This window comes from Paraburkholderia sejongensis (assembly GCF_020880815.1).
GTDB lineage: Bacteria > Pseudomonadota > Gammaproteobacteria > Burkholderiales > Burkholderiaceae > Paraburkholderia > Paraburkholderia sejongensis.
This window is the reverse complement of the sequence record NZ_JAJITD010000014.1, coordinates 126,865-150,350: the sequence shown is the minus strand read 5'-3', so window position 1 is coordinate 150,350 and position 23,486 is coordinate 126,865. Positions and strand designations below refer to the sequence as shown.

Genomic DNA, 23,486 nt, shown 5'->3' with positions numbered 1-23,486 from the left:
CGTGACCGTCAAACCTGCCGACACTCGTCGTCTTTACCTTCAGATCGCCGACAAACTGCGCGAGCTGATCGCGCAGCCGGAGTTCGCGCCGCACGGCCGCCTACCGCCCGAGCGCGCGCTCGCGGAAACGCTCGGCGTATCGCGGCCGTCGGTGCGCGAGGCCTTGGTCGCGCTCGAACTGGAAGGGCTGGTCGAAATCCGCATGGGTTCCGGCGTCTATCTGTGCGCGACGCCGCCCGCGCAAAACGGCGCGACGGCGCGAGCCGAACTCGGCGACAGCCTGCTCGACATCATGGGCGCGCGCTGCGTGATCGAAGGCGCGATCGTTGCGAACGTCGCGCCGCTGTGCAAACCGAAGGACCTGAAAACGCTGCGCGCGATCTTTCAGGAGATGGAGCGCGAAGTGGCGGCCGGCAGAATTCCGGTTTCGGCCGACCGCGCGTTCCATCTCGCGATCGCGCAGATGTCGGGCAACGAAGTACTGGTGAGAACCGTCAGCTCGTTATTCGATGCGCGCCATAGCCCGCTGTCGGAAAAGCTGCGCGGCCACTTCGAGAACGAAACGACGTGGGGGGCGGTGCCCGACGAGCATCGCGTGATTCTGGAAGCGCTCGAAGCGCACGATCCGATTCAGGCGCAGGCGGCGATGCTGCGTCATCTGAAGCTGTCGCTGGAACGGGTGATTGCCGGTAGTCAGCGGACTGCTTAGGGATTCGTATCGAGCGGTATTTCGAGCCGGTTGTTAGGGGATTTGACGGTCGCCGCCGGAGACCGGAATAGTCGCGCCGCTCGGCTTGCGTGATGCAAAGCGCCGGATTGCGGAAACGGCGATGAAGGTGTAAATAGCCAGAAAAATACCGAAATGCAGGTTATTGGCATGGTCGAGGCCGAGCCAACTCGCCACCACCGACCAGACGAACACCCCGACGAGGGTCTGGAAGATCAATACAACGATGAAATACCAGTCGTCCGGGTCACGCAACCGCAATCGACGCGTTAGATAGGACCAGACAAGAAGCGAAATAACCAGATCGAGCGTAGCGAAAACCAATGCATACAACTCCTCTGGGTCAGAGTCGAGCCGGAGCGCAAGCTCCCACAATATTTCAGGCATCTCCAACGGGTAGGCATGCACATACCGTCCGGCAAGATAAAACAGGCCGAGAAACAGGAATGCCTTGAATTGCTTACGGGCACGTGTTGCCATGCGCTATCACCTCTATCGTTCCGTATGCGTTCATTCCCGTACAACGAATTGGAATAGTGCTGGTATGCAGAAGTGAATGCCGGAGTTTGATGAAGTCGCGCGGAACTGGCCGCGCTTTACATGATTGACCCAGGTGTAATCAAACGTCAGCGGCGCTAATGGCTCGTTGTTGACTATGAACTTTCCGTGCAAAGACATCTGTCATCCTCCGGTTATGGTCAGGGCATCGACCATAACCGGCAGGGATCGCTCTGTCTTTCAGCCAGGTCCCAAATTCACCGAATCGAATTCGGACTTGCGCGCCACCGAAGGGACTTTGCGCGTCAAACGCTTCGTCACCCCCGCAACTCGTTCGGCCCCTTCCCGGTCCACCGCTTCAACGCGCGCCGGAAATTCGCGCCATCGCTAAAGCCGAGCAGCATCGCGATGTCGTCGGTACTCATGCGGGTCGTCTTCAGGTACTCGGTTGCGAGCGAACAGCGCACGTCGTCGACGATCGCGACGAACGACGTGCCCTCCGCTTCGAGCCGCCGCCGCAGCGTGCGGCTCGTCATCTTCAGCATCGCCGCGGCGGACTCCATATCGGGAAACTCGCCCGGCGTGCGCATCATCAGCTGATACACCTCGCCTGACACGCCGACCGATGTCTTCGCCTGACCGATCAGCCGGTCGCACGTCTCCTGCAACAGCGTCGCAGTGAGCCGGTGCGCGAGTTGCGGCCGCTGTTCGAGTATGCCGCTGTCGTAGTGCAGCTCGCACTGCGGCTGCTCGAAATAGCACGGGCAACCGAGGTATTGCGGATAAAGCTCCGCATGCTCGGGCGCCGGATACGAAAAACACGCCTTGGTCGGCGGACAGCTTCTGCCGGCGACGTCCTGAAGATGAGTGACGTGCTGCGTGAATTGCTGTTCGATCAGAAACTCATTCAATTCTTTCGAAGTACTCGACGTGAACGCATCGGGAAACGTCCAGATCCCTTCGTCCGCATATTCGGTCCATTCGATCGTCAGCGTCGGCGTGGCGAGCCGGTGGTATTTGACGCCGAGCCGGAAATAGTCGCGCAGCGACAGGCACGACATCAGCGCATAACCGTACATCCCATACGCGGACAGATGCAGCCGCGAGCCGACGATAAACGGCGTTGCCGGACTGCACGACAGCGAAATCGCATTACGACACACAGCCGCGTACTGCCGGACCGACGTCAGCGCGGATGCATCGTAAATACTGTCGACCTCCACACCGCTGCCCTTCAGGATGTCCTCCGGCGCGATGCCTTGCTCGCCGAGCACTTCGACCAGCGCGGCGATCTTGTACGGCGCGTAAATGCGCTCGTTCTGCAACGGCAATTTCGACGACACCGCCTCCTCCCAGAATGTCCCGCAACAACATCGCGCTGTCCGGAAATGACCTTTCCGGCGCAATCGTATCTGACTAGTATCGCTAGCACAACAGACGAGTCCGTTGGCCAAACCGTCATCGCCAATCACCTCGCCATCAACTTGCACGAGCCCGGAACGAGTACCTCGGTACTCGCTTCGATTGACAGGAGACAAGCTTGCTCAACCGTAAAGTCATCATTTCGTGCGCCGTCACCGGCGCGACGCACACGCCGTCGATGTCCGAACATCTGCCGCTCACGCCCGCGCAGATCGCCGCGCAATCGATCGAAGCGGCCGAAGCCGGCGCCGCGATCCTGCATCTGCACGCGCGCGACCCGGCCGACGGCCGGCCCACGCCGTCGCCGGGAGTGTTCCGGCAATTCGTCCCGCAGATCGTCGCCGCCACCGACGCGGTGATCAACATCACGACCGGCGGCAGCACCCGGATGACGCTCGCCGAGCGCCTCGCGTATCCGCGCATTGCGAAGCCGGAAATGTGTTCGCTCAATATGGGCTCGATGAACTTCTCGATCCATCCGATCGCGCAGCGCATTTCGTCGTGGCGCTACGACTGGGAGAAGGACTATCTGGAAGGAATGGAAGACACGATCTTTCGCAATACCTTCCGCGACATCAAACACATCCTGCTGGAACTCGGCGAATACGGCACGCGTTTCGAATTCGAATGCTACGACGTCGGCCACCTTTACAATCTCGCGCATTTCGTCGACGCAGGATTGATCAAGCCGCCGTTCTTCATTCAGTCGGTATTCGGCATTCTCGGCGGACTCGGCGCGGAGCCCGAGAACATGTCCGTGATGCGCGCGACCGCCGACCGCCTGTTCGGCCGCGAGAACTATCACTTCTCGATTCTCGGCGCCGGCCGTCATCAAATGGCGTTCGTGACGATGGGCGCGATCATGGGCGGCAACGTGCGCGTCGGTCTCGAAGACAGCGTGTATCTCGCGAAAGGCGTGAAAGCCGAAACCAATGCGCAGCAGGTGCGCAAGATCCGCCGCATTCTCGAAGAGCTTTCGTTCGAGATCGCGACGCCGGCCGAAGCGCGGCAAATGCTCGGCCTGAAAGGGGCGGCCAAGGTCAACTTCTAGGCGCAACACAACGTCACGCAAGCGCGATTCGACAACAAAAAACGCGCAAACTTTGGTGGAGACAACATGGCAAACCAGCTGACCGGCGACAGCAATCTGCTGCATCGCCTCGCGACGCACAAGGCAATGTGGCGGATCATCCCGCTGATGTGCGCAATCTATTTCATGTCGTATCTCGATCGCACCAACGTGTCGCTCGCGAAGGCGCGGCTCGCGACCGACCTCGGCATCAGCGCGGCGGCTTACGGGCTCGGCGCGGGCATTTTCTTTATCGGCTACGCGCTTCTCGAAGTGCCGAGCAACCTGATTGCGCACCGCGTCGGGCCGCGGCGCTGGATCGCGCGTATCGCGCTTACGTGGGGCGCGCTGTCGGCGGCGATGATGTTCGTGCAGGGCGAAGCGTCGTTCTACACGATTCGCGTACTGCTCGGCATCGCCGAAGCGGGCCTGTTTCCGGCGCTGATGTATATGGTCACGCTGTGGTTCGCGCCGAAGGACCGTTCGCTGGTGATCGGCTGGATCTATACCGCGCCCGCGCTGGCCTTGATCATCGGCAATCCGATCGGCGGCCTGCTGATGCAGATGGACGGCATCGGCGGTTTGCACGGTTGGCAGTGGCTGTTCCTGCTCGAAGGATTGCCAACCATCGTGGTCGGCGCGGTTTTGTGGTTCAAGTTGCCGGAAAAGCCGTCCGACGCGCGCTGGCTCTCGCGAGAAGAAGCGCAACTGCTCGAAGCGCGCGCGGTGCCCGAAGCCGCGCATAAGGGACTCTTCTCGCCGGACTGGGTCGCCGCGTTGAAGCGCCCCGCAACCGTGCTGATCGGCCTGATTTATTTCCTCAACCAGGTCGCGCTGGTCGGACTCGTGTTCTTCACGCCCGCGATGATCCAGCAGATGCACGTCGATTCGCCGCTGATGATCGGGCTGCTGTCGACCAGCGTCGGCATCGGCTTTCTGCTCGGCGTGCTGGTGGTGCCGCGGATTCATCGACACCTGACCAACGATTGCCGCTATCTCGGCGTGCTGACCGCCGGCCTCGTGGTCAGCGCAATGCTGTTCACATGGTCGAACTGGCTGCCGGCACAGTTGCTGCTGTTCGTCGCGACCGCGTTCTTCGCGGGCGGCGTGTTGCCGCTGTACTGGGCGATCTCGATGAAGTGGCTGCACGGCATTCAGGCTGCTGCCGGGCTCGCGTTCATCAATACGATCGGGCTGATCGGCGGCTTCGTCGGCCCTTATCTGTTCGGTCTCGCCGAGAGCGCGACGGGCAAGAGCTCGGCGGGTTTCTCGGTGGTGATCGGCGCATCGATTCTCGGCCTGCTGCTGGTGCCCCTTCTCGCCAAAGCGATTCAAGCGCAGAACGTCGGCGCTGACGCAACGAGCGACGCCATTTACCCGTCACAAGCTTCCTGAACACCGATATGAAAACCATCGAACTTCTGAAACCCACCCCGGTTTGCGCGTGCTGATCTCAGGCGCCGCGGCCGGCATCGGCGCGGCGATCGCGCAAGCATTTCTCGACGTCGACGCGAATGTGTATGTGTGCGACGTCGATCCGGCCGCTATCGACAAAGCGAAAAGCGCGAATCCACGGTTGCATGTCGGCGTTGCCGACGTGTCGGATCGCGAGCAGGTCGACCGCGTGATCGACGACGCGCGCAACAAGCTCGGCGGACTCGATGTCCTGATCAACAACGCGGGCATTGCCGGGCCGACCGGCGGCGTCGACGAAATCGATCCGCAGCAGTGGGAACGCACGATTGCGACCAACCTGAACAGCCAGTACTACTTCCTGCATCGCGCGGTGCCGCTGCTGAAAGAGACCTCGACGCAGCCGTGCATCATCTCGATGGCGTCGGTTGCGGGACGCCTGGGCTACGCGTTTCGCACGCCGTATGCGGCGAGCAAGTGGGCGATCGTCGGCATGGTCAAGTCGCTCGCGGTCGAACTCGGGCCGAGCAATATCCGCGTCAATGCGATTTTGCCGGGGGTTGTCGAAGGCGAGCGGATGGATCGCGTGATTTCCGCGCGCGCCGACACGCTCGGGATCAGTTTCGAGCAGATGAAGAGCGAGTACCTCGAGAAGATCTCGCTGCGCCGCATGGTTACTGTCGACGATGTCGCGGCGATGGCGCTGTTTCTCGCCTCGCCGGCCGGGCGCAATGTATCGGGGCAGGCGATCAGCGTGGATGGTAACGTCGAATATCTGTAACGCGTCGTAGGCAAATTGGCCGCCGGCGAAATAGCATCCGGCCGCCGGCACGATTTCAACGCTTCTTCGTATCCCGCGCGCACTGTGCCGACAAAGCCTAGCGAGAAAGCGACAAGACAGCGCATAAGCGGTTATATTTCACACCTTTGCCGATTACTCGGTGGACAGTTCGAAAAATCGAACTACTCTTCCGAGTGAATCATCATTGACCCGCTGATAAAACCCGGATTCCATAATAACGACGACGAGTAGAAATCCGCCATTTTCAGCGCGGCGTTAATCCCAACACAAGCCGTATTATCTCGAAGGGCGCTCAGGGAGGTTCGAGTCACGAATCCTCGTGGAGTTTTCTATGAGTGTTGCGTCTTCAGCAAATGGAATTGGCGACGAATCGCTGCAGGACAAACTCAGACAGGACATCGGGTATTGCGAAATGTGCATTTCGCAGGCCGCGCGGGCAGGCGTGGCTATTCCCGAACTGAGGATCCGCGCGGTCAAACTGGCACGTGCGCAACTGCATGCAGGCGCCGTCGATCCGGAAACGGAAGCCGCGTTCTACACCGCGATGGCGCACATCGTCGCGCACGCGCCTTATCCGAATGCGAAAGTCGCGGCGGACCTGAGATGTTGCGCAGAGGTTGTGTCGCATGCGGGGATCACCGGCAAAGCACTCGCAACTTCCGATCTCAGCGCGCTCGCCGCGGCACGCAATGCGCAAAAGGAATTCGACTGGTCGCCCGCGGTCGAGGTGCCGTTCTACGATGCGATGACCCGCATGACCGAATCGATCGCGCCGGTTTCCGGCGATACGGTCGGTGCGGAAGCACGCAAGGGTGCGCGCAAGGCTATTCGAAAGTACTCGATCCTGGCTGCGCTCCTCACACTTCTGGTGCTGGTGTTGTCGTGCCTGCTCTTTGCCATCAAGCAGATATCCGAAGACGTTGAGCAGCGCATCAAGGAGAGCGATCCGATGGCGCTGACAATGCACAACGAGTTGCAGGCCTACTCCTCCGCTTTGTCGAAGGCGAACGACGAGGTGAATCAGCGTCGCTCCGAGGAAGTGCTCGAACAGGTGCAGAACTCGCCCGAAGCGGTGGTGATCAAGGAAACACTGCAAAAGTTCGCGGCCAACAATCGCCAGCTGTATTCGGACATCGAGCGCACGAGAACGATAAGCAGGCTATTTTTCTGGTTGCCGAATGAGGTTGGCCAACACCTGTATGCGTTGTTCGGTAAGCCGTGGGGCGAATACTGGGGCATCGTGAGCAGCCGGTATACGCAAAACTGCAAGTTGGTGGAAATCACGAGCGTGCCAGAGCCGAACTTCGCGTTCTCCAACGGCATGACTTACGGATTCCGCCTAGTCTGGCCAACACAGCCACTAGGCGCGGATTGGGAATGCTCGAGCAACTCCCTGCGCCATGCACTGGAAATAGATCTGCCGCTCTTCGATATCGGCACGGCGTCGGATCAGAAAATCCACCAGATTCCGAAAGACACGGTGAATCAGGGCTTCCAGAAAATCGCCCTCTATCAGCAGATTCGCGCAACGGCGAACTACGCCCGTGACAATATCCTCACGTTCGTCGGGATGACAACCGGCTTCGTCCTGCCGATTCTTTACGCATGGTTGGGCGCGACGGCCGCGATCCTTCGCAAGCTACGCGACGACACCGCCGCGTGTCTTTTTCACCCCGAATATTCGAAGGTCGCCAATCGTGCGCACGTGACAACAGCGGTGATCGTAGGCATTTCGATCGGGCTTTTCAGCGATCTGCTCCAGGAGGGCAAGAGCATATCGCCGCTGGCAGTCGCGTTCGTCGCAGGTTATGCGTCCGATCGATTCTTCCAGTTCATCGACCGGCTCGTGCACGCCTTGTTCCCATCGAACCGCGAGCTGCCCGAGCCGCCGCCCGAGCCGAAGCGCGAGCGTCCGGCCTCGGCCGGCGAGACCCCGTTGCCCGCGCAGACCTGAGCACGCGTTACGTGACGGATGTTCTTCGCGCCACGGTATCGCGTCGAGCTTGCGCCGGACCTGTTGTTCTCACCAGCCGTCATTCCCGTCGCCTGGTGCTTTCATGGGGGAAATCATGTGCAATCACGTCGGACATCGGCGAGCTCCTTCGATCTATTGCATTCTGCCGCCGCACATGCTCAAGGAAATAGCAAAGAACGGCACGCCTGCGCAGCGCTCGGTCGCCATCGACACGTTGGCGACCGATCACTCGTTCCGCCAGATCAGGTCGGTTCAGTCGGTGCTGCTCGCACCGAAACGCGGGAGCGCCGTGGCGCCGGTTCCAGCCGTGCCGTCCGCGCACCGAACCATTTACACGGCGAATCAGACCGAGACGCTGCCCGGTACGTTGGTGAGATCAGAAGGCAATCCGAAGTCGAGCGATATAAGCGTAGACGAAGCGTACGACGGCCTCGGTTCGACATTCGAGTTCTATCTGGAGATCTTCCACCGCAATTCGATCGACGATGCGGGCATGCCGCTGATTGGCTCTGTGCACTACGGGCAACAGTACGACAATGCGTTCTGGAATTCACAGCAGATGGTATTCGGCGATGGCGACGGCACGTTGTTCAACCGTTTCACGATCGCACTCGAGGTGATCGGCCATGAATTGACGCACGGGGTCACCGAGCATGCGGCAGGCCTGCTCTACTCCGGTCAGCCCGGAGCGCTCAACGAATCCGTGTCGGATGTGTTCGGCTCGCTGATCAAACAGTACACGCTGAAGCAGACAGCGGATAAGGCCGACTGGCTGATCGGAGCGGGACTGCTCGCGAGCGGCGTCAAAGGCGTCGCGCTGCGCTCGATGAAGGAGCCTGGAACCGCTTACGACGATCCGGTGCTCGGCAAAGACCCGCAGCCGGCCGAGATGAGTCAGTATGTGAACACCGCGCAGGACAACCACGGCGTCCACATCAACTCGGGTATTCCGAACCGTGCGTTCTGCCTGGCTGCGCTCGATATCGGCGGGCATGCGTGGGACAAGGCCGGACGCGTGTGGTATGAAACTCTCAACGACTCGCATCTGAAGCCAAACACCAACTTTAAGAGCTTCGCTACACTCACTGTGTCCAACGCCAATCGGCTATATGGCTCAGGCAGCGCCGAAGCAAAAGCAGTCGGCACAGCGTGGAAGACGGTTGGTGTACTGTGAGTCGACCGACGAGCAGGCGGGGCCGCCTGCCGGTCGGGCCCGTCTGCCTCTGTCTGATATTGGCAGGCTGTATGGCCAATGGCGCCGCTCAAAAGGAGTTGCCGATGCAAGCGGAATTGTTCATCGACGGAGGCGTTGGCTTCTTTCCCGGCCTCGCGCGGCCGATCGTGCTCGATGAAAACACGCTTTCGGCCCCGGAGCGCGAAGAGCTTGCGCAGCTCGTATCGGCCGCGCGCGGGGCGCCTGCCGGCACGACGGCGGCGGCGCGCAAAGCCGTGCCGGACGGGCGGGCCTATCGCATCCGCCTTACCGCTGGAGACGCAACGACGGAGTTCAGTTGCGCCGACCCGTCCGTTCCCCCTTCCTTTGCGGCGTTAATGTCGTTCATCAAAGCGCACGGAAGCCGTTGAACGCGGCGCTGCGGACTAGTTAATGAGGAGCAGGTATTGAGTCGCGCGCGATCAGCCGGTCCTCAGGAAGAAATCGCTACTTGTGACATCAACGCGCGAGGCGCTTGCCCAGATAACCTCTTACCAGACGAAGAGCACTTGCCAGAACAACCGCGACAACGATGCAATAAGTGACGAATAGCAGAACAAGACCAATCGTCTCGATGTCCTCCGGATCGAGCGGGTCAGGTTCGCCTGCCATGTGCATAGCCGCCCGAATCGCGACATCCAGCCAATAGGGCATGGCAAATGAAAACGACGACAAAATCTCGCCAAGCCACCAGCCCCCAACTAGCGACGCGACAACGAACGCTAGTCCACATGCACCACGTTGAATGATTCGTTTCATCGCACTTCTACCGTACCGTAAGCTAGCAACGGGCTGCACGGGACCGGCAATTCAGGCTTCTTCGAGCGGATGAATTTGCGTAGTCGTTCAAACTGAGCCTGATTAACAACGGTAATGCAGCCTTCACTAATACGCATTTGCCCCTCGGGATGAAGGCGGAAATTCCCACGCCTGATGCCGTCAATCATCGTGGTGTCGCACGTTCTCGGATTCCATAGCGCAAACCATTTCGTGTGATCGGTTGAGCCGAATCCGTATTCGCCCCACAGATCACGCAACCAACCGGGCCTCCCGCCCGATTGCCGGTCTACGATATAGTAGACGCCCTTTGGTATCGGCCGACATCCGCCACGGCTGTCGCGTCCGGGTTGTCGCGGCCCCACTTTTGCCCCGAATAGGCTGTAAGCAAACCGAAACTCGGGCAATTCAATGTGGATGTCGCTCTGTTGTTCAATGTAAATGTGCAGCGTAGCGGCATAGTCTCTCCCAGTGGTTCAAGTTCTTCAGACATCGTCTCGACTACCACGGCGCAATGACCCGGCGTGAGTATCCGACGAATGGACCTTATAACAGCGCGGACCACCCTACCATTTACGAATCATCAAACTATCTCGTCTATTGGCCAACGCATTGCGCACACGAACCGAATCTCAAAAAGAGACCTGCTATCGAGATGCGCTCATCGTGAAAAGCAGATCCAAATACCCGAACCGCCCTAACCAACTCGCCCCCCGCCAGGGTTTCCCCTCCTGCAACCCGCCAGAAAACCTCCTAGTCTCAATAACGAGAAACTAACTAACTCATCAATTAGTTGACCGGAACATGGCTCTGCCTGCCCGCTCCCGCATGGGTCGCCGTCCGCATGCGCAGGACTTCGACGCGCGCGAACATCTGCTCGATGTCGCGGTGGGGCTGTTCGCCGAGCGCGGCATCGCCAACACGACGGTTGCGCAGATCGCGGCCGCCAGCGGCGTGACGTCGGCAATGGTCCACTACTGGTTCCAGACCCGCGAAAAACTGCTCGACGCGCTGTTCGAAGAAAAGCTGCTGGTCGCGTTCGATTCGGTCTGGCAGCCGGCCGATCCCGCGCACGACGATCCGCTCGCGCTCACTCAGGGAATCGTCGCCCGCCTGTTCGACGTCACCACGCGGATGCCTTGGTTGCCTTCGCTATGGCTGCGCGAAGTGATCAACGAAGGCGGCCTGCTGCGCGAGCGCGCGCTCGCGCATCTGCCCGCGCACAAGCTCGCCGGCTTCGCGCAGAACATCGCGCGCGGCTGCGCGTCGGGCCAACTGAACGCGCAGCTCGAACCGCTGCTGCTGTTCAATTCGGTACTCGGTCTGGTGATGCTGCCGCAGGCCACCGCGAAAATCTGGCAACGACTCGATCCGCACGCGTCGTTCGAACGCGCGACACTCGAACGTCATGTGGTCGCGCTGCTCACGCATGGAATCAGCGGCGGCCCGGCGCCGACGCCGCCGGCCGCATCTCGCCGCGCTAAAAGGCCCGCGCGATGAAGCGCATCGCGCTCCGCTCCCCACTCGCGGCCGTGCTCGCGCTTTGCATCGTCTGCGCGGGTTGCTCGCGCGAACCGACCAATAGCTGGCAAGGCTACGTGGAAGGCGAGTTCCTGTACCTCGCGTCGTCGCAGGCAGGACAACTGACGGAACTGTCGGTATCGCGCGGCCAGACGGTCGCGAACGACACCCCGCTGTTCGCGCTCGAAGCGCGCAACGAGACCGAGGCCGTCGCCCAGGCGAACCAGCAATTGCAGGCGGCGCGCGCGCAACTGGCCGATCTGACGACCGGCAAACGTCCGCCCGAAGTCGACGTGACCCGTGCGCAGCTGGTCCAGGCCGAGGCAGACGCGGCCCGCGCCGCCACCCAGTACCGGCGCGACGAACAACAGTTGCGGGTCGGCGGCATCGCGCAAAGCCAGCTCGACGAGTCGCGCGCGAACGCGTTGTCGAGCGCCGCGCGGGTGCGCGAGCTGCAAAGCCAGGTTGTGGTCGCGCATCTGCCGGGCCGCAGCGAACAGATCCGCGCGCAACGCGCCCAGGTCGACGCGGCGCTGGCCCAGCTCGGCCAGGCCCAATGGAAACTCGACCAGAAAAGCGTGCGCGCGCCGCACGGCGGCCTCGTGTTCGACACGATGTATCGCAGCGGCGAATGGGTGCCGGCCGGCAGTCCGGTGATCCGGCTGCTGCCGCCGGAAAACGTCAAGGTGCGCTTCTTCGTGCCCGAAGCGGTGGTCGGTTCGCTCGCGCCGGGCCGCCGCGTGACGATCCGTTGCGACGGCTGCGCGGCCGACGTGCCGGCCGTGCTCAGCTTCATTTCGAACGAGGCGGAGTACACGCCGCCGGTGATCTTCAGCAACGAAAGCCGCTCGAAGCTCGTGTTCATGGTCGAAGCGAAACCGCAAACCGCCGACGCGCCGAAGCTGCGCCCCGGCCAACCCGTCACGGTGACACTGCAATGAGCCCATCCGCCACCGCCGACAACACAGCCGAGGCCGCCCCCGCCTACGCGATCGACGTACACGGGCTGAACAAACATTTCGGCAGCAAGCACGTCGTCAACGACGTATCGCTGCGCGTGCAACGCGGCGAAATCTTCGGCTTTCTCGGTCCGAACGGCAGCGGCAAGACCACCTGCATCCGCATGATGTGCGGGCTGCTCACGCCGGACTCCGGCAGCGGCACCTGTCTCGGCTACGACATCGTGCAGGACAGCGCGCAGATCAAGCGGCGCACCGGCTATATGACGCAACGCTTCTCCTATTGGGAGGACCTGACGATTCGCGAGAATCTCGACTTCGTCGCGCGCATCTACGAGATGAACAATCGCCGCGATGCCGTGGATCGCGCGCTCGAACAGCTCGGACTCGCAAGCCGTGCGAAACAACTGGCGGGTGCATTATCGGGCGGTTGGAAACAGCGTCTCGCGCTGGCCGCGTGCATGCTGCACGAGCCGGAACTGCTGCTGCTCGACGAACCGACCGCCGGGGTCGACCCAAGCGCGCGACGCGACTTCTGGGAAGAGCTGCACCGGCTCGCCGCGCGCGGCATCTCGGTGCTGGTCAGCACGCACTACATGGACGAAGCGGAGCGTTGCCACAAGCTCGCGTATATCGCGTACGGCAAGCTGCTCGCGCAAGGCACCTCAAACCAGGTGATCGCTTCGCAAGGACTCGTCACGTGGGCCGTGTATGGCGAGAATCTGGTCGAACTCGGCGACCGGCTGCGGCGCTCGCCCGGCGTCGAACAGACCGTCGCGTTCGGTTCGTCGCTGCACGTGAGCGGTCCGGACACGCCCGAGCTGCACGCGACGATCGAACAGCTCGCGCACACCAATCCCGCGCTACGCATTGAACCTCAGGAAACGGGCCTCGAAGACGTGTTCATCTTCATGATGAACCGCTCGACCGACAATTACGCGCCGCCTGCCGCGGAGCACGCAGCGTGAGCACCGGCCGCCGCCTGCCGCGCTTTTCGCTGACACGCTGGTGGAGCATCGTGTGCAAGGAGTTCCTGCAACTGAAGCGCGACCGCATCACGTTCGCGATGATGATCGGACTGCCGATCATGCAGATGGCGCTGTTCGGCTTCGCGATCAACACCGACCCGAAGCATCTGCCGACCGCGATCATCGCCGCCGATCATAGCGAGTTCACTCGCAGTTTCGTGGTCGCGATGCGCAACTCCGACTACTTCGACATCGTCGCAACATTGCCCGACGAAGAATCGGGCCGTCGCGCGCTCGCGCAAGGCAAGGTGCTGTTCGTGCTGAACATCCCCGTCGGTTTCACGCGCGACCTCGCCAAAGGCGCGCGTCCGTCGCTGCTGATGGAGGCCGACGCGACCGATCCGACCGCGGTCGGCACCGCGCTCGGCGCGCTGCCGTCGATCACGCAATCGGTATTGCGCAAGGATTTGACCGGTCCGCTCGCGGCGCTCGCGGTCGGCCCCACCGCGTTCGACGTGCAATTGCACCGCCTCTACAACCCCGAAAGCGTGACCCAGTACAACGTGGTGCCGGGCCTGATGGGCGTCATCCTGACGATGACGATGGTGATGATGACCGGCCTTGCGATCACCCGCGAACGCGAGCGCGGCACGATGGAAAACCTGCTCGCGACGCCGGTACTGCCGCTCGAAGTCATGACTGGCAAGATCGTCCCGTACGTGGCGATCGGGCTGATTCAGGTGAGCATCATTCTGGCGGCCGCGCGCTTCGTGTTCGACGTGCCGTTCGAAGGCAGCCTGATCGCGCTGTATCTGTCGGCGCTGCTGTTCGTCGCGGCTAATCTGACGATCGGCATCACGCTGTCCTCGCTCGCGCAGAACCAGTTGCAGGCGATGCAGCTGACGATGTTTTATTTCCTGCCCAACATCCTGCTGTCGGGCTTCATGTTTCCGTTCGCCGGCATGCCGAAGTGGGCGCAGGTGATCGGCAATCTGCTGCCGCTCACCTATTTCAACCGGCTGGTGCGCGGCATTCTGCTCAAGGGTGTCGGCTGGGCCGATATGTGGCCGCACGTGTGGCCGCTGCTGATCTTTCTGTGCGTCGTGATGGGCATCGCGGTGAAGTTCTACCGGCGCACGCTCGATTGAGAATCGAGCCCGCGCCGTTGCACGCACCGCTTAACGCCGCACCTTGTTCAACACGAGATACGCGAACGAGCCGATCACGATCCCCCAGAACGCGGAGCCGAGGCCGAGGAAGGTCATCCCCGACGCGGTCGCAAGAAACGTAATGACCGATGCCTCGCGATGGTCCTCGTCCTGGATCGCGCCCATCACGTTGGCGGTGATCGCGCCGATCAGCGCGAGGCCCGCGAGAATCGCGACGAACTCTTTCGGCAGCATCGTGAACAACGCGACGATCGCGCCGGCGAAAGTACCGCCGATCAGATAGAACACCCCGTTCGCAATCCCGGCGATATAGCGCTTGTCCGGATCGTCGTGCGCGTCCTTGCCGGTGCACAGCGCCGCGGTGATCGCGGCGATCACGATCGTGATGCCGCCGAAAAACGCGACGCCGATCGACGCGACGCTGGTCGCGGTAATGATCGGCCGCGCCGGCGTCTGATAACCGGACACGCGCAGAATCGCCATCCCCGGCAGAAACTGTCCGGTCAGACTGACGACGACGAGCGGCAACGCCAGACTCAGCGTCGAACTCACCGTCCACTCGGGCTGGATGAATATCGGCCGCGTGACGTGCAGCGGCAATGCGGTCAGATGCGCATCGCCGAGCACGATCGCGAGCAGCGTGCCGGTCAGCAGCACCAGCACGATGCAGTAGCGCGGCAGGCAGCGTTTGAACACGATATACGCGGCGATCATCCCGAACGCGAGCGCCGGCATCGATGCGGCGGCGCCGAATGCATGCGTGCCGAACTGCAGCAAAATGCCGGCCATCATCCCGCACGCGATGCCTTTCGGAATACTGCGCACCATCCGGTCGAAATAGCCGGACACGCCGATCAACAGAATGATCACCGCCGCGGTGAGGTATGCGCCGACCGCCTGGTTCAGCGTCAACGCCGGAAACAGCGTGACCAGCAGCGCGGTGCCCGGCGCGGACCACGCGGTCACGACCGGCACTTTCAGCTTCCAGCTCGCATAGATGCCGGACACCGCCGCGCCGATCGAAATCCCCCATACCCACGACGCGACCATTTCGTTGGGCATATGCGCGGCTTGCGCCGCCTGAAAGAAGATCACGAGCGGGCCGGCGTACGAAATCAGCACGGCCAGAAAGCCCGCGACAATCGCGGAAACGGACCAGTCGGCGGCAAGTGCGCGCGGCGCCGGCGCCTGAGTATTGGAGGGATTCATTGTCGATGTGGGTCGAGGCGGTGCGCGCTGCCTGCCGCGCGGCGCGAGGAATGGCGAAGAGGAGCGAAGCGCGAACGCGGGAAAGCGGTCACGGAATCGATTTCAGCATGTCTCATTGCTGCTTGTATGGTTCTGATCGGTACGGCTTCTCGGGGACAGTCGCCGGACCCTGAAGAATAGTGGTACGCCGTTCGCATGGTCCAACACCTATTTAGTATCGCGTCGATACTCAAAAGGTATTTCGGTCGAATCGCTGCGGTCGCGGCGGGTCTGAACTCCTTCTTTTTTTGATCTGTGTCGTATCTAAGTTGTATGGACAAGCTAGCATACAGAAATCCATCGTCGCCCCAGCGGAACAACTGCGCCTTCGCCCCACCTTACAATTTCGTATAAACCCCCGCAAATACAGGCCTTTTGCGAAACGGACCGTTCCTTTCAGATAGCCCATCAGCACTAACCCCGATTGTTAGCATCAGCTTATGGGCGCTAAATTGTCTAGACAACATCGGATGGCCGCGCAGGCCACCGTTGCCCGGCATCCACGTCAGAAGACTCATCCCGGAGACTGTATGAAGAAACTCGTCCTGTCCGTCGCCGTCGCGCTTGCCGCCAGCGGCGCATGCGCCAAAGAGTGGTCGACGATCCGTTTCGGTGTCGATGCGAGCTATGCGCCGTTCGAATCGAAGGCGGCCGACGGCAAGCTGGTCGGCTTCGACGTCGATCTCGGCAATGAAATCTGCCGCCGCCTGAACGCGAAGTGCGTGTGGGTCGAGCAGGACTTCGACGGGATGATCCCGGGCCTGAAGGCAAGAAAATTCGACGGCGTGCTGTCGGCGATGACGGTCACTCCGCAGCGTGAAGCGCAGATCATGTTCTCGTCGCGGCTCTTCAAAACGCCGACGCGCCTGATCGCGAAGAGCGGCTCGCCGCTGCAGCCGACGGCCGAATCGCTGAAGGGCAAGACGATCGGCGTCGAACAGGGCACGACCCAGGAGAGCTATGCGAAGGAGAACTGGGCGTCGAAGGGCGTGAACGTGGTGCCCTATCAGAATCAGGATCAGGTCTACGCCGATCTGCAGTCCGGCCGCCTCGACGCCGCGTTGCAGGACGCGGTGCAGGCCGACCTCGGCTTTCTGAAAACGCCGCGCGGCAAGGGCTTCGGCTTCGCCGGCCCGGAAATCCCGAGCAGCGGCGCGGCGATCGGCATGCGCAAGGACGACGTCGAACTGAAGGGCAAGATCGACAAGGCGATCGCCGACATGATCCAGGACGGCACCTATAAGAAGATCGAGTCGAAGTATTTCTCGTTCGACGTGTACGGCGGATAAACCCACGGCCGCGCTCGCGCGCGGCTCGCTCCTTTTACCAGCACACCCGACGGACACTCCCATGCTCTTCCAAGGTTTCGGCCCGATCCTTCTCGCCGGCACGTGGGTCACCATCAAGCTCGCGGTGCTGTCGCTCGCGGCGTCGTTCGCGCTGGGTCTGCTCGGCGCGGCGGCGAAGCTGTCGAGCAATCGCGTGCTCTCGCGCATCGGCACCGCGTACACGACTCTGATCCGCGCGGTGCCCGATCTCGTGCTGATGCTGCTGCTGTTCTACAGCATCCAGATCTGGCTCAACGATCTGACCGACGTATTCAACGTCGAGCAGATCGACATCGATCCGTTTCTCGCCGGCGTGATCACGCTCGGCTTCATTTACGGCGCGTACTTCACCGAGACTTTCCGCGGCGCGTTCCTCGCGGTGCCGCGCGGCCAGATCGAAGCGGGCTTCGCATACGGAATGAGCGCGCGGCGCGTATTCACCCGCATCCTGTTTCCGCAGATGATGCGGTTCGCGCTGCCCGGCATCGGCAATAACTGGCAGGTGCTGGTGAAGGCGACCGCGCTGGTGTCGATCATCGGACTTGCGGACGTGGTCAAGGCCTCGCAGGACGCCGGCAAAAGCACTCAGTCGTTTTTCTTCTTCACGCTGATGACCGGCGCGATCTATCTGGCCATCACCACCATTTCGAATCTGATTCTGAATCGCCTCGAGAAGCGCTATTCGACGGGCGTGCGGAGGGCCGTGCTGTGATCGATCTGATTCGCCAATACTGGCAGAACTACCTGTTCACGGACGGCTTCAATACCACCGGGCTCGCGATCACGCTGTGGCTGCTGGTCGCGTCGATCGGCTTCGGCTTCGTGATGGCGGTGCCGCTCGCGATCGCGCGCGCGTCGCGCAATCGATATATTTCCGGGCCGGTCTGGCTGTACACCTATATCTTTCGCGGCACGCCGCTATACGTGCAATTGCTGCTGATCTACACCGGGCTCTACAGTCTGCATTTCGTGCATTCGCACGAGTTGCTCGACAGCTTCTTTCGCAACGCGATGAATTGCACACTGCTCGCGTTCGCGTTGAACGAATGCGCGTACGCCACCGAAATCTTCGCCGGCGCGATTCGCGAGACCTCGCACGGCGAAATCGAGGCGGCGCAGGCGTATGGGATGTCGAAGTACAAGCTGTACATGCGCATCATCCTGCCGTCGGCGCTGCGCCGCTCGCTGCCGTCGTACAGCAATGAAGTGATCCTGATGCTGCACGCGACCACGCTCGCATTCACCGCGACCGTCCCCGACATTCTGAAGATCGCGCGCGACGTGAACTCCGCGACCTACGCGACGTTCCAGGCTTACACGGTCGCGGCCGTGCTGTATGCGGCAATCGTATTCGCGCTGATCTGGGGCTTCCGCAAAATGGAACTGCGTTTGCTGGCTTATCTGAAACCTCAAGGGCATTAAACGCGCACTCGCGCGACGATGGAGCATACGAGCATGTACAAGCTGACGGTCGACGACCTGCACAAGAATTTCGGCGATAACGAAGTACTGAAAGGCGTCTCGCTCAACGCGAAGGCGGGCGACGTGATCAGCCTGATCGGCTCGAGCGGTTCCGGCAAAAGCACCTTCCTGCGGTGCATCAATTTTCTCGAATCGCCGTGCTCCGGACGCATCACGCTGAACGGCGAGGCGATCAATACGAGCGTCGATCGCAACGGCTCGCTGCGCGTCAGCAATCCGAAGCAATTGCAGACGATGCGCACCCGGCTCGCGATGGTATTCCAGCATTTCAATCTATGGGCGCATATGACGGTGCTCGAGAACATCGTCGAGGCGCCGATCAGCGTATTGGGCCTGAGCCGCGCGCAAGCCGAGGAACGCGCGCGCAAGTATCTGACCAAGGTCGGCTTGCCGGCCAATACCGAGCAGAAGTACCCGTCGCATCTGTCGGGCGGCCAGCAGCAGCGCGTCGCGATTGCCCGCGCGCTGGCAATGGAGCCCGAAGTGATGCTGTTCGACGAACCGACCTCCGCGCTCGATCCGGAACTCGTCGGCGAAGTACTGCGCGTGATGCAGGCGCTCGCCGAGGAAGGCCGCACGATGATCGTCGTCACGCACGAGATGGGTTTCGCGCGCAACGTGTCGAATCACGTGGTGTTTCTGCACAAGGGGAAGATCGAGGAACAGGGGCATCCGCGTGACGTGCTGACCAATCCGCGCAGCGAGCGCTTGCAGCAGTTTCTGGCGGGCCGGTTGAAGTAGTTGGCGCACGCCAGCGCGTGGCGGCCGCGCGGCAAGCGAGGCGCCGCCGCTGCGCACACTCACTATAGAGAGCAGCACCGAAGCACTCCCTTCACACCGTCCGCGGCAACGAAGATCCATACAATCGAGCGTCGAGCAGCCCCGCTGCCGCCTCGATCCGTCCACCGCGTCGAACCGGGCCGCCGCAACGGTCGATTTGCGCGCGCCCGAAAGCACCCCCACGCATATCCATAGCTGCAATGCTTTCTTGTCCTGACGAAAACCGTCGACAAGAATGGCCATTCGTCCACCACGCCGCGCTGCCGCGTCCCGATCCATGGCCAATCGATCTGCCGGAAACTTTTTTCGCTCGTTGCGCGCGCTGAAATCCGCGTTGCTCGCCACCACGCTGGCGTTCACGGTGCTCCACGCGCATGCCGACAAACCCGCGGTGATCCGCATCGGCGTCGCGCAGCAAGGCGCAGGCGATCCGCCCACGTTCGGCGGCTCCCCGGCCGCGACCGTGCAACAGCAACAACTGGTCGAAAAGGAATTCGCCGCCGACGGCATCAAGGTCGAATGGCTGTTTTTCAAGGGCGCCGGCCCCGCGGTCAATGAAGCGATCGCCGACAAGTCGCTCGACTTCGCGTTTCAGGGCGATCTGCCTTCGGTACTCGGTCGGGCCAACGGCCTGAAGACCCGCATCCTGCTCGAATCGGGCGTGCGTGTCGGCGTCAAATTCGCGGTGCCGCCCGACTCGCCGATTCAGAGCGTGAAAGATCTGAAAGGCAAACGGGTGTCAATTTTCCGCGGCACCAATCTGCAACTGGTCGCCGACAACGTGCTCGCGGCCAATCAGCTCGACGAGCGCGATCTGCGCGTGATCAATCTCGATGCGGCAAGCTCGCTGGCGGCGCTCTCGTCCAAAGGAATCGACGCATCGGTCAACGACTATCACGTGTACAAGCTGCGCGATCAGGGGCTCGCGAAGATCGTGTTCGAATCGCAGACGGCCGGCCCGCAGTTCACGCGCCAATCGCATCTGCTGGTGCTCGACGATTTCGATCGCGCGCATCCGGACATCGTGCAACGGGTCGTCAATGCTTTCGTCAAGGGCGCGCAATGGTCGTCCGATGAAGCGAACCGCGATGCGCTGTTCAAGCTGTGGGCAAACAGCGGCGTCGGCTACGCGTCATGGCAAGCGGAGTTCGCGAACCAGCCGCTGAAGTCGCGCAACTCGCCGCTGATCGATCCGTTCATCGTCGCGCGCTACAAGGCGGTGGCCGACGACGCGCTCAGACTCAAGCTGATCCGGCAACCCGTGCAGGTCGACGGCTGGTTCGAGCCGCGCTATCTCGACAACGCGTTGCACAGTCAGTCGCTCGAACATTACTGGACCCGCTACGACCCGCAGGGCAAACCGCTCGGCTAACCGGAGATCGACGATGAGCAAGGCGATTGGCGAATGGTCGCCCGGCGCGGCGCACGCCGCCGCGCGTGGCACAAGCACGGCCACTCTGCGCGGCGCGCCGGCCGCGGCGCATGGCGCGAACCCGGCCGACACGCCCCCGCCTCGCACCGCGCAGCTACGCCGCCGCGCCCGCACCGTCGGCTGGCATCTCGCGCCGTGGCTGCTGCCGGCCGCGCTGTTTGCGCTGTGGAGCATCGGCTGCGAACGCGGCTGGATCGCGCAGCAAATCCTGCCGCCGCCGCGGCTGGTGTTCGACACGTTGTACGAACTCGCGCGCAGCGGCGACCTCGCGCACCACACGCTGATCAGCCTGCAGCGGGTGCTGCTCGGTTTTGCGGCCGGCACGCTGGCCGGTGTGCTGATCGGCGCGGCGCTCGGTCTGTCGCGAAGTTTCGAAGCGTACGTGCTGCCCGGTTTCAACGCGCTCGTGCAGATCCCGGTGCTCGGCTGGCTGCCGTTCCTGTTGCTGCTGGTCGGCGTCGGCGAACCGCTGAAGTACCTGCTGATCGCTCACGCGGCGCTGGTGCCGGTCACGCTCGGCACGATGCAAGGCTTTCGTCAGACGCCCGCCGCGCTCGATGAAGTCGCGCGCGGCTTCGGCTATAGCCGCTGGCAACGCATCGCGTACGTGGTGCTGCCGGCCGCGGTGCCGACGCTCGCGACCGGCGTGCGGCTCGCGTTCACCAAGTCGTGGCTCGCGCTGGTGGTGGTCGAACTGGTCGCGTCGTCGGAAGGGCTCGGCTATCTGATCGTCTACGGACGCCAGCTGTTTCAGCTCGATCTGGTGATGGCGGCCGTCGTGATCGTCGGTGCGATCGGCTTTGCGATCAACCGTCTGCTCGATGCGCTCGAAGCGCGCCTGCGGCGCGGGCAACCTTCGGCGTTTCGCGCGTAGGCGCTCACAAGAAGAGGAATCCGCGATGCCCCTGCTCTCATCGACCTCGACGCCGCGCCGCCTGTTTCAGACGCGTCGCGGCGAGCCGCCGCGCTGCTCCTGCGAAGCCCCCGTCACACCGGCGCGAACCTCGGCGTTGGCGCAACGCGTGCGCGCGCTCAACTGGCGCGGCCTCGTGCTGCCGCTTGCGCTGTTCGCGCTGTGGTGGCTCGTGGCGGCGCTGCATCTGGTCAAGAGCGGCCTGCTGGTGAGCCCCGCCGACGTCGCCCATACCGCGTGGCAGCAACTCACCAGCGGCGCGTTGCTGCGCGCGCTGTCGGCTTCGCTCGCGCGCGAAGCGAGCGGCTTCATCATCGGCGCCGCGGGCGGACTGCTGCTCGGCTGCGCGCTCGGCCTCTCGCCGCTCGCGACCCGGCTGATCGGGCCGTCGTTCGACACCTTCAAACAGATCTCGCTGTTCGCATGGATCCCGCTGATCTCCGTGTGGTTCGGCCTCGGCGATGTCGCGAAAGTGGTGTTCCTGTCGCTGGCCGCGCTGCTGCCGGTCGCCGCGCACACCGGCGACGGCATCCACGCGGTGCCGCGCCGCTATATCGAGGTCGCGCGCGCGTTGCGCTATTCGCGCGTTCAGCTGATCCGCTACGTGATCCTGCCCGCCGCATTGCCGACGATTTTCACCGGCCTCTATCTCGGGCTGATCTATTCGTGGCTCGCGACGCTCGGCGCCGAGTACCTGCTGGTGGCCGGCAGCGGCATCGGCAACACGCTGATCGACGGCAGCGAGCAGTTCAGGATGGACCTCGTGCTGTTCGGCATCATCGTCGTCGGACTGACGGGCTGGGCGCTCAATGCGCTGGCCCGCGCGGTCGAGCGGCGCGTGATCGCGCGGCGCAGCGGCGCGCCGCGCGAACGCGCGCTCACCTGAAATCCTTCATTCGTACCGCCAGCCATCGACAGGAAGCACACCCATGACCCATCCGGTTTCCGAAGGCATCCGCATTCGCCGCGTCACCAAGCGCTATCCGAAGCAAGCCGGCAACGACGACGGCCTGCTCGTGCTCGACGACGTCTCGCTCGACATCGCCCCCGGCGAATTCGTCAGCGTGCTCGGCGCGAGCGGCTGCGGCAAGTCCACGCTGCTGCGGCTGGTGGCCGGGCTCGACACCGACTACCGCGGCGAAATCAGCGTGAACGGCGAGCGCGTGCGCGATACGTCGCTGGAACGCGGGATCGTGTTTCAGGATCACCGGCTGTTCCCGTGGCTGACCGCGGCCCAGAACATCGAGGCGGCGCTGCGCAACGCGCCGCTTTCGCTCCAGCAGAAGCGCGCGGCTGTTGCGCAGCACGTCGCGCTGGTCGGCCTGCAAGGCTTCGAGCGCGCGTACCCGCATGAGCTGTCGGGCGGGATGGCGCAGCGCGTGGCGATTGCACGCGGACTCGTGAACCGGCCGCGCGTGCTGTTGCTCGACGAACCGTTCGGCGCACTCGACGCGCTCACCCGCGCGCGCCTGCAAACCGAGCTGCAACGGATCTGGGAACAGGAGCGGATCACGATGATTCTGGTCACGCACGATGTCGACGAAGCGATCCAGCTCGGCGACCGGGTCGTGACGATGGCGCCGCGCCCCGGCCGCATCAAGCGGATTACCGAGGTCGGCTTGCCGCGGCCGCGCGAGCGCGGCGATCCGCGCTTCGTGCAATTGCGCGAGCAGATCCTCGCCGATTTCGCCGAACCCGCGCATCACGCCGCCTAGCGCGTTCGCGCAAGTGCGTCTTTCGTCAACGTCAATCGCAAGGAGCCAGCAGTGAGTGCAGCAGCACACAAGCAA

At 62.5% G+C, this 23,486-nt stretch carries 23 protein-coding genes and 1 pseudogene; 19 read left to right on the top strand and 5 right to left on the bottom strand.

Annotated features, from left to right (window positions below; translation table 11 throughout):
• The first annotated feature begins 1 nt into the window (after window position 1).
• Window positions 2-709: a FadR/GntR family transcriptional regulator gene (locus tag LJ656_RS25310; protein WP_230512259.1), complete on the top strand. Its 708-nt coding sequence runs from the start codon at window positions 2-4 to the stop codon at window positions 707-709.
• Window positions 710-742: 33 nt separating this feature from the next.
• Here the strand turns inward: LJ656_RS25310 and LJ656_RS25305 are convergent, their stop codons facing one another.
• Window positions 743-1,207 (bottom strand): hypothetical protein, encoded by a 465-nt coding sequence (locus LJ656_RS25305; protein WP_230512258.1) that lies wholly within the window; start codon window positions 1,205-1,207, stop codon window positions 743-745.
• 335 nt (window positions 1,208-1,542) lie between these two features.
• On the bottom strand, window positions 1,543-2,568 hold the full coding sequence (locus tag LJ656_RS25295; RefSeq protein ID WP_230512257.1) for an AraC family transcriptional regulator: 1,026 nt from the start codon (window positions 2,566-2,568) through the stop codon (window positions 1,543-1,545).
• Between the two features lie 197 nt (window positions 2,569-2,765).
• On the opposite strand from LJ656_RS25295, the gene kce reads away from it, so the two are divergent.
• The 6 genes and pseudogenes from kce (at window position 2,766) to LJ656_RS25265 (ending at window position 9,490) form a co-directional block, all read left to right on the top strand.
• A complete protein-coding gene (gene kce, locus LJ656_RS25290) occupies window positions 2,766-3,698 on the top strand; it encodes a 3,5-dioxohexanoate:acetyl-CoA acetone transferase (RefSeq protein WP_268998777.1) in 933 nt (310 codons plus the stop codon).
• 66 nt (window positions 3,699-3,764) lie between these two features.
• Window positions 3,765-5,111, top strand: a complete 1,347-nt coding sequence (locus LJ656_RS25285; RefSeq protein ID WP_230512256.1) for an MFS transporter — start codon at window positions 3,765-3,767, stop codon at window positions 5,109-5,111.
• A gap of 8 nt (window positions 5,112-5,119) precedes the next feature.
• Window positions 5,120-5,910: pseudogene (locus LJ656_RS25280) on the top strand (SDR family oxidoreductase).
• 352 nt (window positions 5,911-6,262) lie between these two features.
• Complete coding sequence (locus LJ656_RS25275; RefSeq protein ID WP_230512255.1) at window positions 6,263-7,885, top strand: hypothetical protein; 1,623 nt, start codon at window positions 6,263-6,265, stop codon at window positions 7,883-7,885.
• A 115-nt stretch (window positions 7,886-8,000) separates the two neighbouring features.
• Window positions 8,001-9,080, top strand: a complete 1,080-nt coding sequence (locus LJ656_RS25270) for a M4 family metallopeptidase (RefSeq protein WP_230512290.1) — start codon at window positions 8,001-8,003, stop codon at window positions 9,078-9,080.
• 104 nt (window positions 9,081-9,184) lie between these two features.
• Window positions 9,185-9,490 (top strand): protealysin inhibitor emfourin, encoded by a 306-nt coding sequence (locus tag LJ656_RS25265; protein WP_230512254.1) that lies wholly within the window; start codon window positions 9,185-9,187, stop codon window positions 9,488-9,490.
• An 88-nt stretch (window positions 9,491-9,578) separates the two neighbouring features.
• Here LJ656_RS25265 and LJ656_RS25260 read toward each other — a convergent pair whose 3' ends face one another.
• Together LJ656_RS25260 and LJ656_RS25255 are read right to left on the bottom strand one after the other, a co-directional pair.
• Entirely contained in the window at window positions 9,579-9,878 is a 300-nt protein-coding gene (locus LJ656_RS25260) for a hypothetical protein (RefSeq protein ID WP_230512253.1), read from the bottom strand.
• Window positions 9,875-10,261: a DUF2778 domain-containing protein gene (locus tag LJ656_RS25255; RefSeq protein ID WP_329958899.1), complete on the bottom strand. Its 387-nt coding sequence runs from the start codon at window positions 10,259-10,261 to the stop codon at window positions 9,875-9,877. Before LJ656_RS25255 ends, LJ656_RS25260 begins: the two co-directional genes overlap by 4 nt.
• Before the next feature lie 463 nt (window positions 10,262-10,724).
• On the opposite strand from LJ656_RS25255, the gene LJ656_RS25250 reads away from it, so the two are divergent.
• Genes LJ656_RS25250 through LJ656_RS25235 form a run of 4 tightly spaced genes read left to right on the top strand, consistent with a single transcriptional unit; the run spans window position 10,725 to window position 14,492 of the window.
• Complete coding sequence (locus tag LJ656_RS25250) at window positions 10,725-11,396, top strand: TetR/AcrR family transcriptional regulator (RefSeq protein ID WP_230512289.1); 672 nt, start codon at window positions 10,725-10,727, stop codon at window positions 11,394-11,396.
• Entirely contained in the window at window positions 11,393-12,358 is a 966-nt protein-coding gene (locus tag LJ656_RS25245; RefSeq protein ID WP_230512252.1) for an HlyD family secretion protein, read from the top strand. The genes LJ656_RS25250 and LJ656_RS25245 overlap by 4 nt, the downstream gene beginning before the upstream one ends.
• Window positions 12,355-13,344, top strand: coding sequence for an ABC transporter ATP-binding protein (locus tag LJ656_RS25240; RefSeq protein WP_230512251.1), 990 nt, complete (start codon window positions 12,355-12,357; stop codon window positions 13,342-13,344). Before LJ656_RS25245 ends, LJ656_RS25240 begins: the two co-directional genes overlap by 4 nt.
• On the top strand, window positions 13,341-14,492 hold the full coding sequence (locus LJ656_RS25235; RefSeq protein ID WP_230512250.1) for an ABC transporter permease: 1,152 nt from the start codon (window positions 13,341-13,343) through the stop codon (window positions 14,490-14,492). The genes LJ656_RS25240 and LJ656_RS25235 overlap by 4 nt, the downstream gene beginning before the upstream one ends.
• Before the next feature lie 30 nt (window positions 14,493-14,522).
• On the opposite strand, the gene LJ656_RS25230 is transcribed toward LJ656_RS25235, so the two are convergent.
• Window positions 14,523-15,722 carry a benzoate/H(+) symporter BenE family transporter gene (locus LJ656_RS25230; RefSeq protein WP_230512249.1) on the bottom strand — a complete coding sequence of 400 codons (1,200 nt, stop codon included), beginning with the start codon at window positions 15,720-15,722 and terminating at the stop codon, window positions 14,523-14,525.
• Between the two features lie 569 nt (window positions 15,723-16,291).
• Between LJ656_RS25230 and LJ656_RS25225 the strand changes: the two genes are divergently transcribed.
• The 8 genes from LJ656_RS25225 (at window position 16,292) to LJ656_RS25190 (ending at window position 23,411) form a co-directional block, all read left to right on the top strand.
• Window positions 16,292-17,050 carry an ABC transporter substrate-binding protein gene (locus LJ656_RS25225; RefSeq protein WP_230512248.1) on the top strand — a complete coding sequence of 253 codons (759 nt, stop codon included), beginning with the start codon at window positions 16,292-16,294 and terminating at the stop codon, window positions 17,048-17,050.
• A gap of 61 nt (window positions 17,051-17,111) precedes the next feature.
• Complete coding sequence (locus tag LJ656_RS25220) at window positions 17,112-17,801, top strand: ABC transporter permease (protein ID WP_230512247.1); 690 nt, start codon at window positions 17,112-17,114, stop codon at window positions 17,799-17,801.
• Complete coding sequence (locus tag LJ656_RS25215) at window positions 17,798-18,511, top strand: ABC transporter permease (protein ID WP_230512246.1); 714 nt, start codon at window positions 17,798-17,800, stop codon at window positions 18,509-18,511. The genes LJ656_RS25220 and LJ656_RS25215 overlap by 4 nt, the downstream gene beginning before the upstream one ends.
• Before the next feature lie 33 nt (window positions 18,512-18,544).
• A complete protein-coding gene (locus LJ656_RS25210) occupies window positions 18,545-19,312 on the top strand; it encodes an ABC transporter ATP-binding protein (RefSeq protein ID WP_230512245.1) in 768 nt (255 codons plus the stop codon).
• A gap of 316 nt (window positions 19,313-19,628) precedes the next feature.
• Complete coding sequence (locus LJ656_RS25205) at window positions 19,629-20,723, top strand: ABC transporter substrate-binding protein (protein WP_230512244.1); 1,095 nt, start codon at window positions 19,629-19,631, stop codon at window positions 20,721-20,723.
• 13 nt (window positions 20,724-20,736) lie between these two features.
• Window positions 20,737-21,657, top strand: coding sequence for an ABC transporter permease (locus LJ656_RS25200; RefSeq protein WP_230512243.1), 921 nt, complete (start codon window positions 20,737-20,739; stop codon window positions 21,655-21,657).
• A 25-nt stretch (window positions 21,658-21,682) separates the two neighbouring features.
• On the top strand, window positions 21,683-22,582 hold the full coding sequence (locus LJ656_RS25195; protein ID WP_230512242.1) for an ABC transporter permease: 900 nt from the start codon (window positions 21,683-21,685) through the stop codon (window positions 22,580-22,582).
• A 43-nt stretch (window positions 22,583-22,625) separates the two neighbouring features.
• On the top strand, window positions 22,626-23,411 hold the full coding sequence (locus LJ656_RS25190; RefSeq protein WP_230512241.1) for an ABC transporter ATP-binding protein: 786 nt from the start codon (window positions 22,626-22,628) through the stop codon (window positions 23,409-23,411).
• The last annotated feature ends 75 nt before the right edge of the window (window positions 23,412-23,486 follow it).

Bases quoted from the DNA above. Each gene is read 5' to 3' on its own strand.
- LJ656_RS25260 (WP_230512253.1), bottom strand. From the start codon at position 9,878: ATGAAACGAATCATTCAACGTGGTGCATGTGGACTAGCGTTCGTTGTC.
- LJ656_RS25265 (WP_230512254.1), top strand. From the start codon at position 9,185: ATGCAAGCGGAATTGTTCATCGACGGAGGCGTTGGCTTCTTTCCCGGC.
- LJ656_RS25225 (WP_230512248.1), top strand. From the start codon at position 16,292: ATGAAGAAACTCGTCCTGTCCGTCGCCGTCGCGCTTGCCGCCAGCGGC.
- LJ656_RS25245 (WP_230512252.1), top strand. From the start codon at position 11,393: ATGAAGCGCATCGCGCTCCGCTCCCCACTCGCGGCCGTGCTCGCGCTT.
- LJ656_RS25305 (WP_230512258.1), bottom strand. From the start codon at position 1,207: ATGGCAACACGTGCCCGTAAGCAATTCAAGGCATTCCTGTTTCTCGGC.
- LJ656_RS25285 (WP_230512256.1), top strand. From the start codon at position 3,765: ATGGCAAACCAGCTGACCGGCGACAGCAATCTGCTGCATCGCCTCGCG.
- LJ656_RS25220 (WP_230512247.1), top strand. From the start codon at position 17,112: ATGCTCTTCCAAGGTTTCGGCCCGATCCTTCTCGCCGGCACGTGGGTC.
- LJ656_RS25200 (WP_230512243.1), top strand. From the start codon at position 20,737: ATGAGCAAGGCGATTGGCGAATGGTCGCCCGGCGCGGCGCACGCCGCC.
- LJ656_RS25210 (WP_230512245.1), top strand. From the start codon at position 18,545: ATGTACAAGCTGACGGTCGACGACCTGCACAAGAATTTCGGCGATAAC.
- LJ656_RS25275 (WP_230512255.1), top strand. From the start codon at position 6,263: ATGAGTGTTGCGTCTTCAGCAAATGGAATTGGCGACGAATCGCTGCAG.
- LJ656_RS25205 (WP_230512244.1), top strand. From the start codon at position 19,629: ATGGCCAATCGATCTGCCGGAAACTTTTTTCGCTCGTTGCGCGCGCTG.
- LJ656_RS25240 (WP_230512251.1), top strand. From the start codon at position 12,355: ATGAGCCCATCCGCCACCGCCGACAACACAGCCGAGGCCGCCCCCGCC.
- LJ656_RS25250 (WP_230512289.1), top strand. From the start codon at position 10,725: ATGGGTCGCCGTCCGCATGCGCAGGACTTCGACGCGCGCGAACATCTG.
- LJ656_RS25270 (WP_230512290.1), top strand. From the start codon at position 8,001: ATGTGCAATCACGTCGGACATCGGCGAGCTCCTTCGATCTATTGCATT.
- LJ656_RS25190 (WP_230512241.1), top strand. From the start codon at position 22,626: ATGACCCATCCGGTTTCCGAAGGCATCCGCATTCGCCGCGTCACCAAG.
- LJ656_RS25230 (WP_230512249.1), bottom strand. From the start codon at position 15,722: ATGAATCCCTCCAATACTCAGGCGCCGGCGCCGCGCGCACTTGCCGCC.
- LJ656_RS25195 (WP_230512242.1), top strand. From the start codon at position 21,683: ATGCCCCTGCTCTCATCGACCTCGACGCCGCGCCGCCTGTTTCAGACG.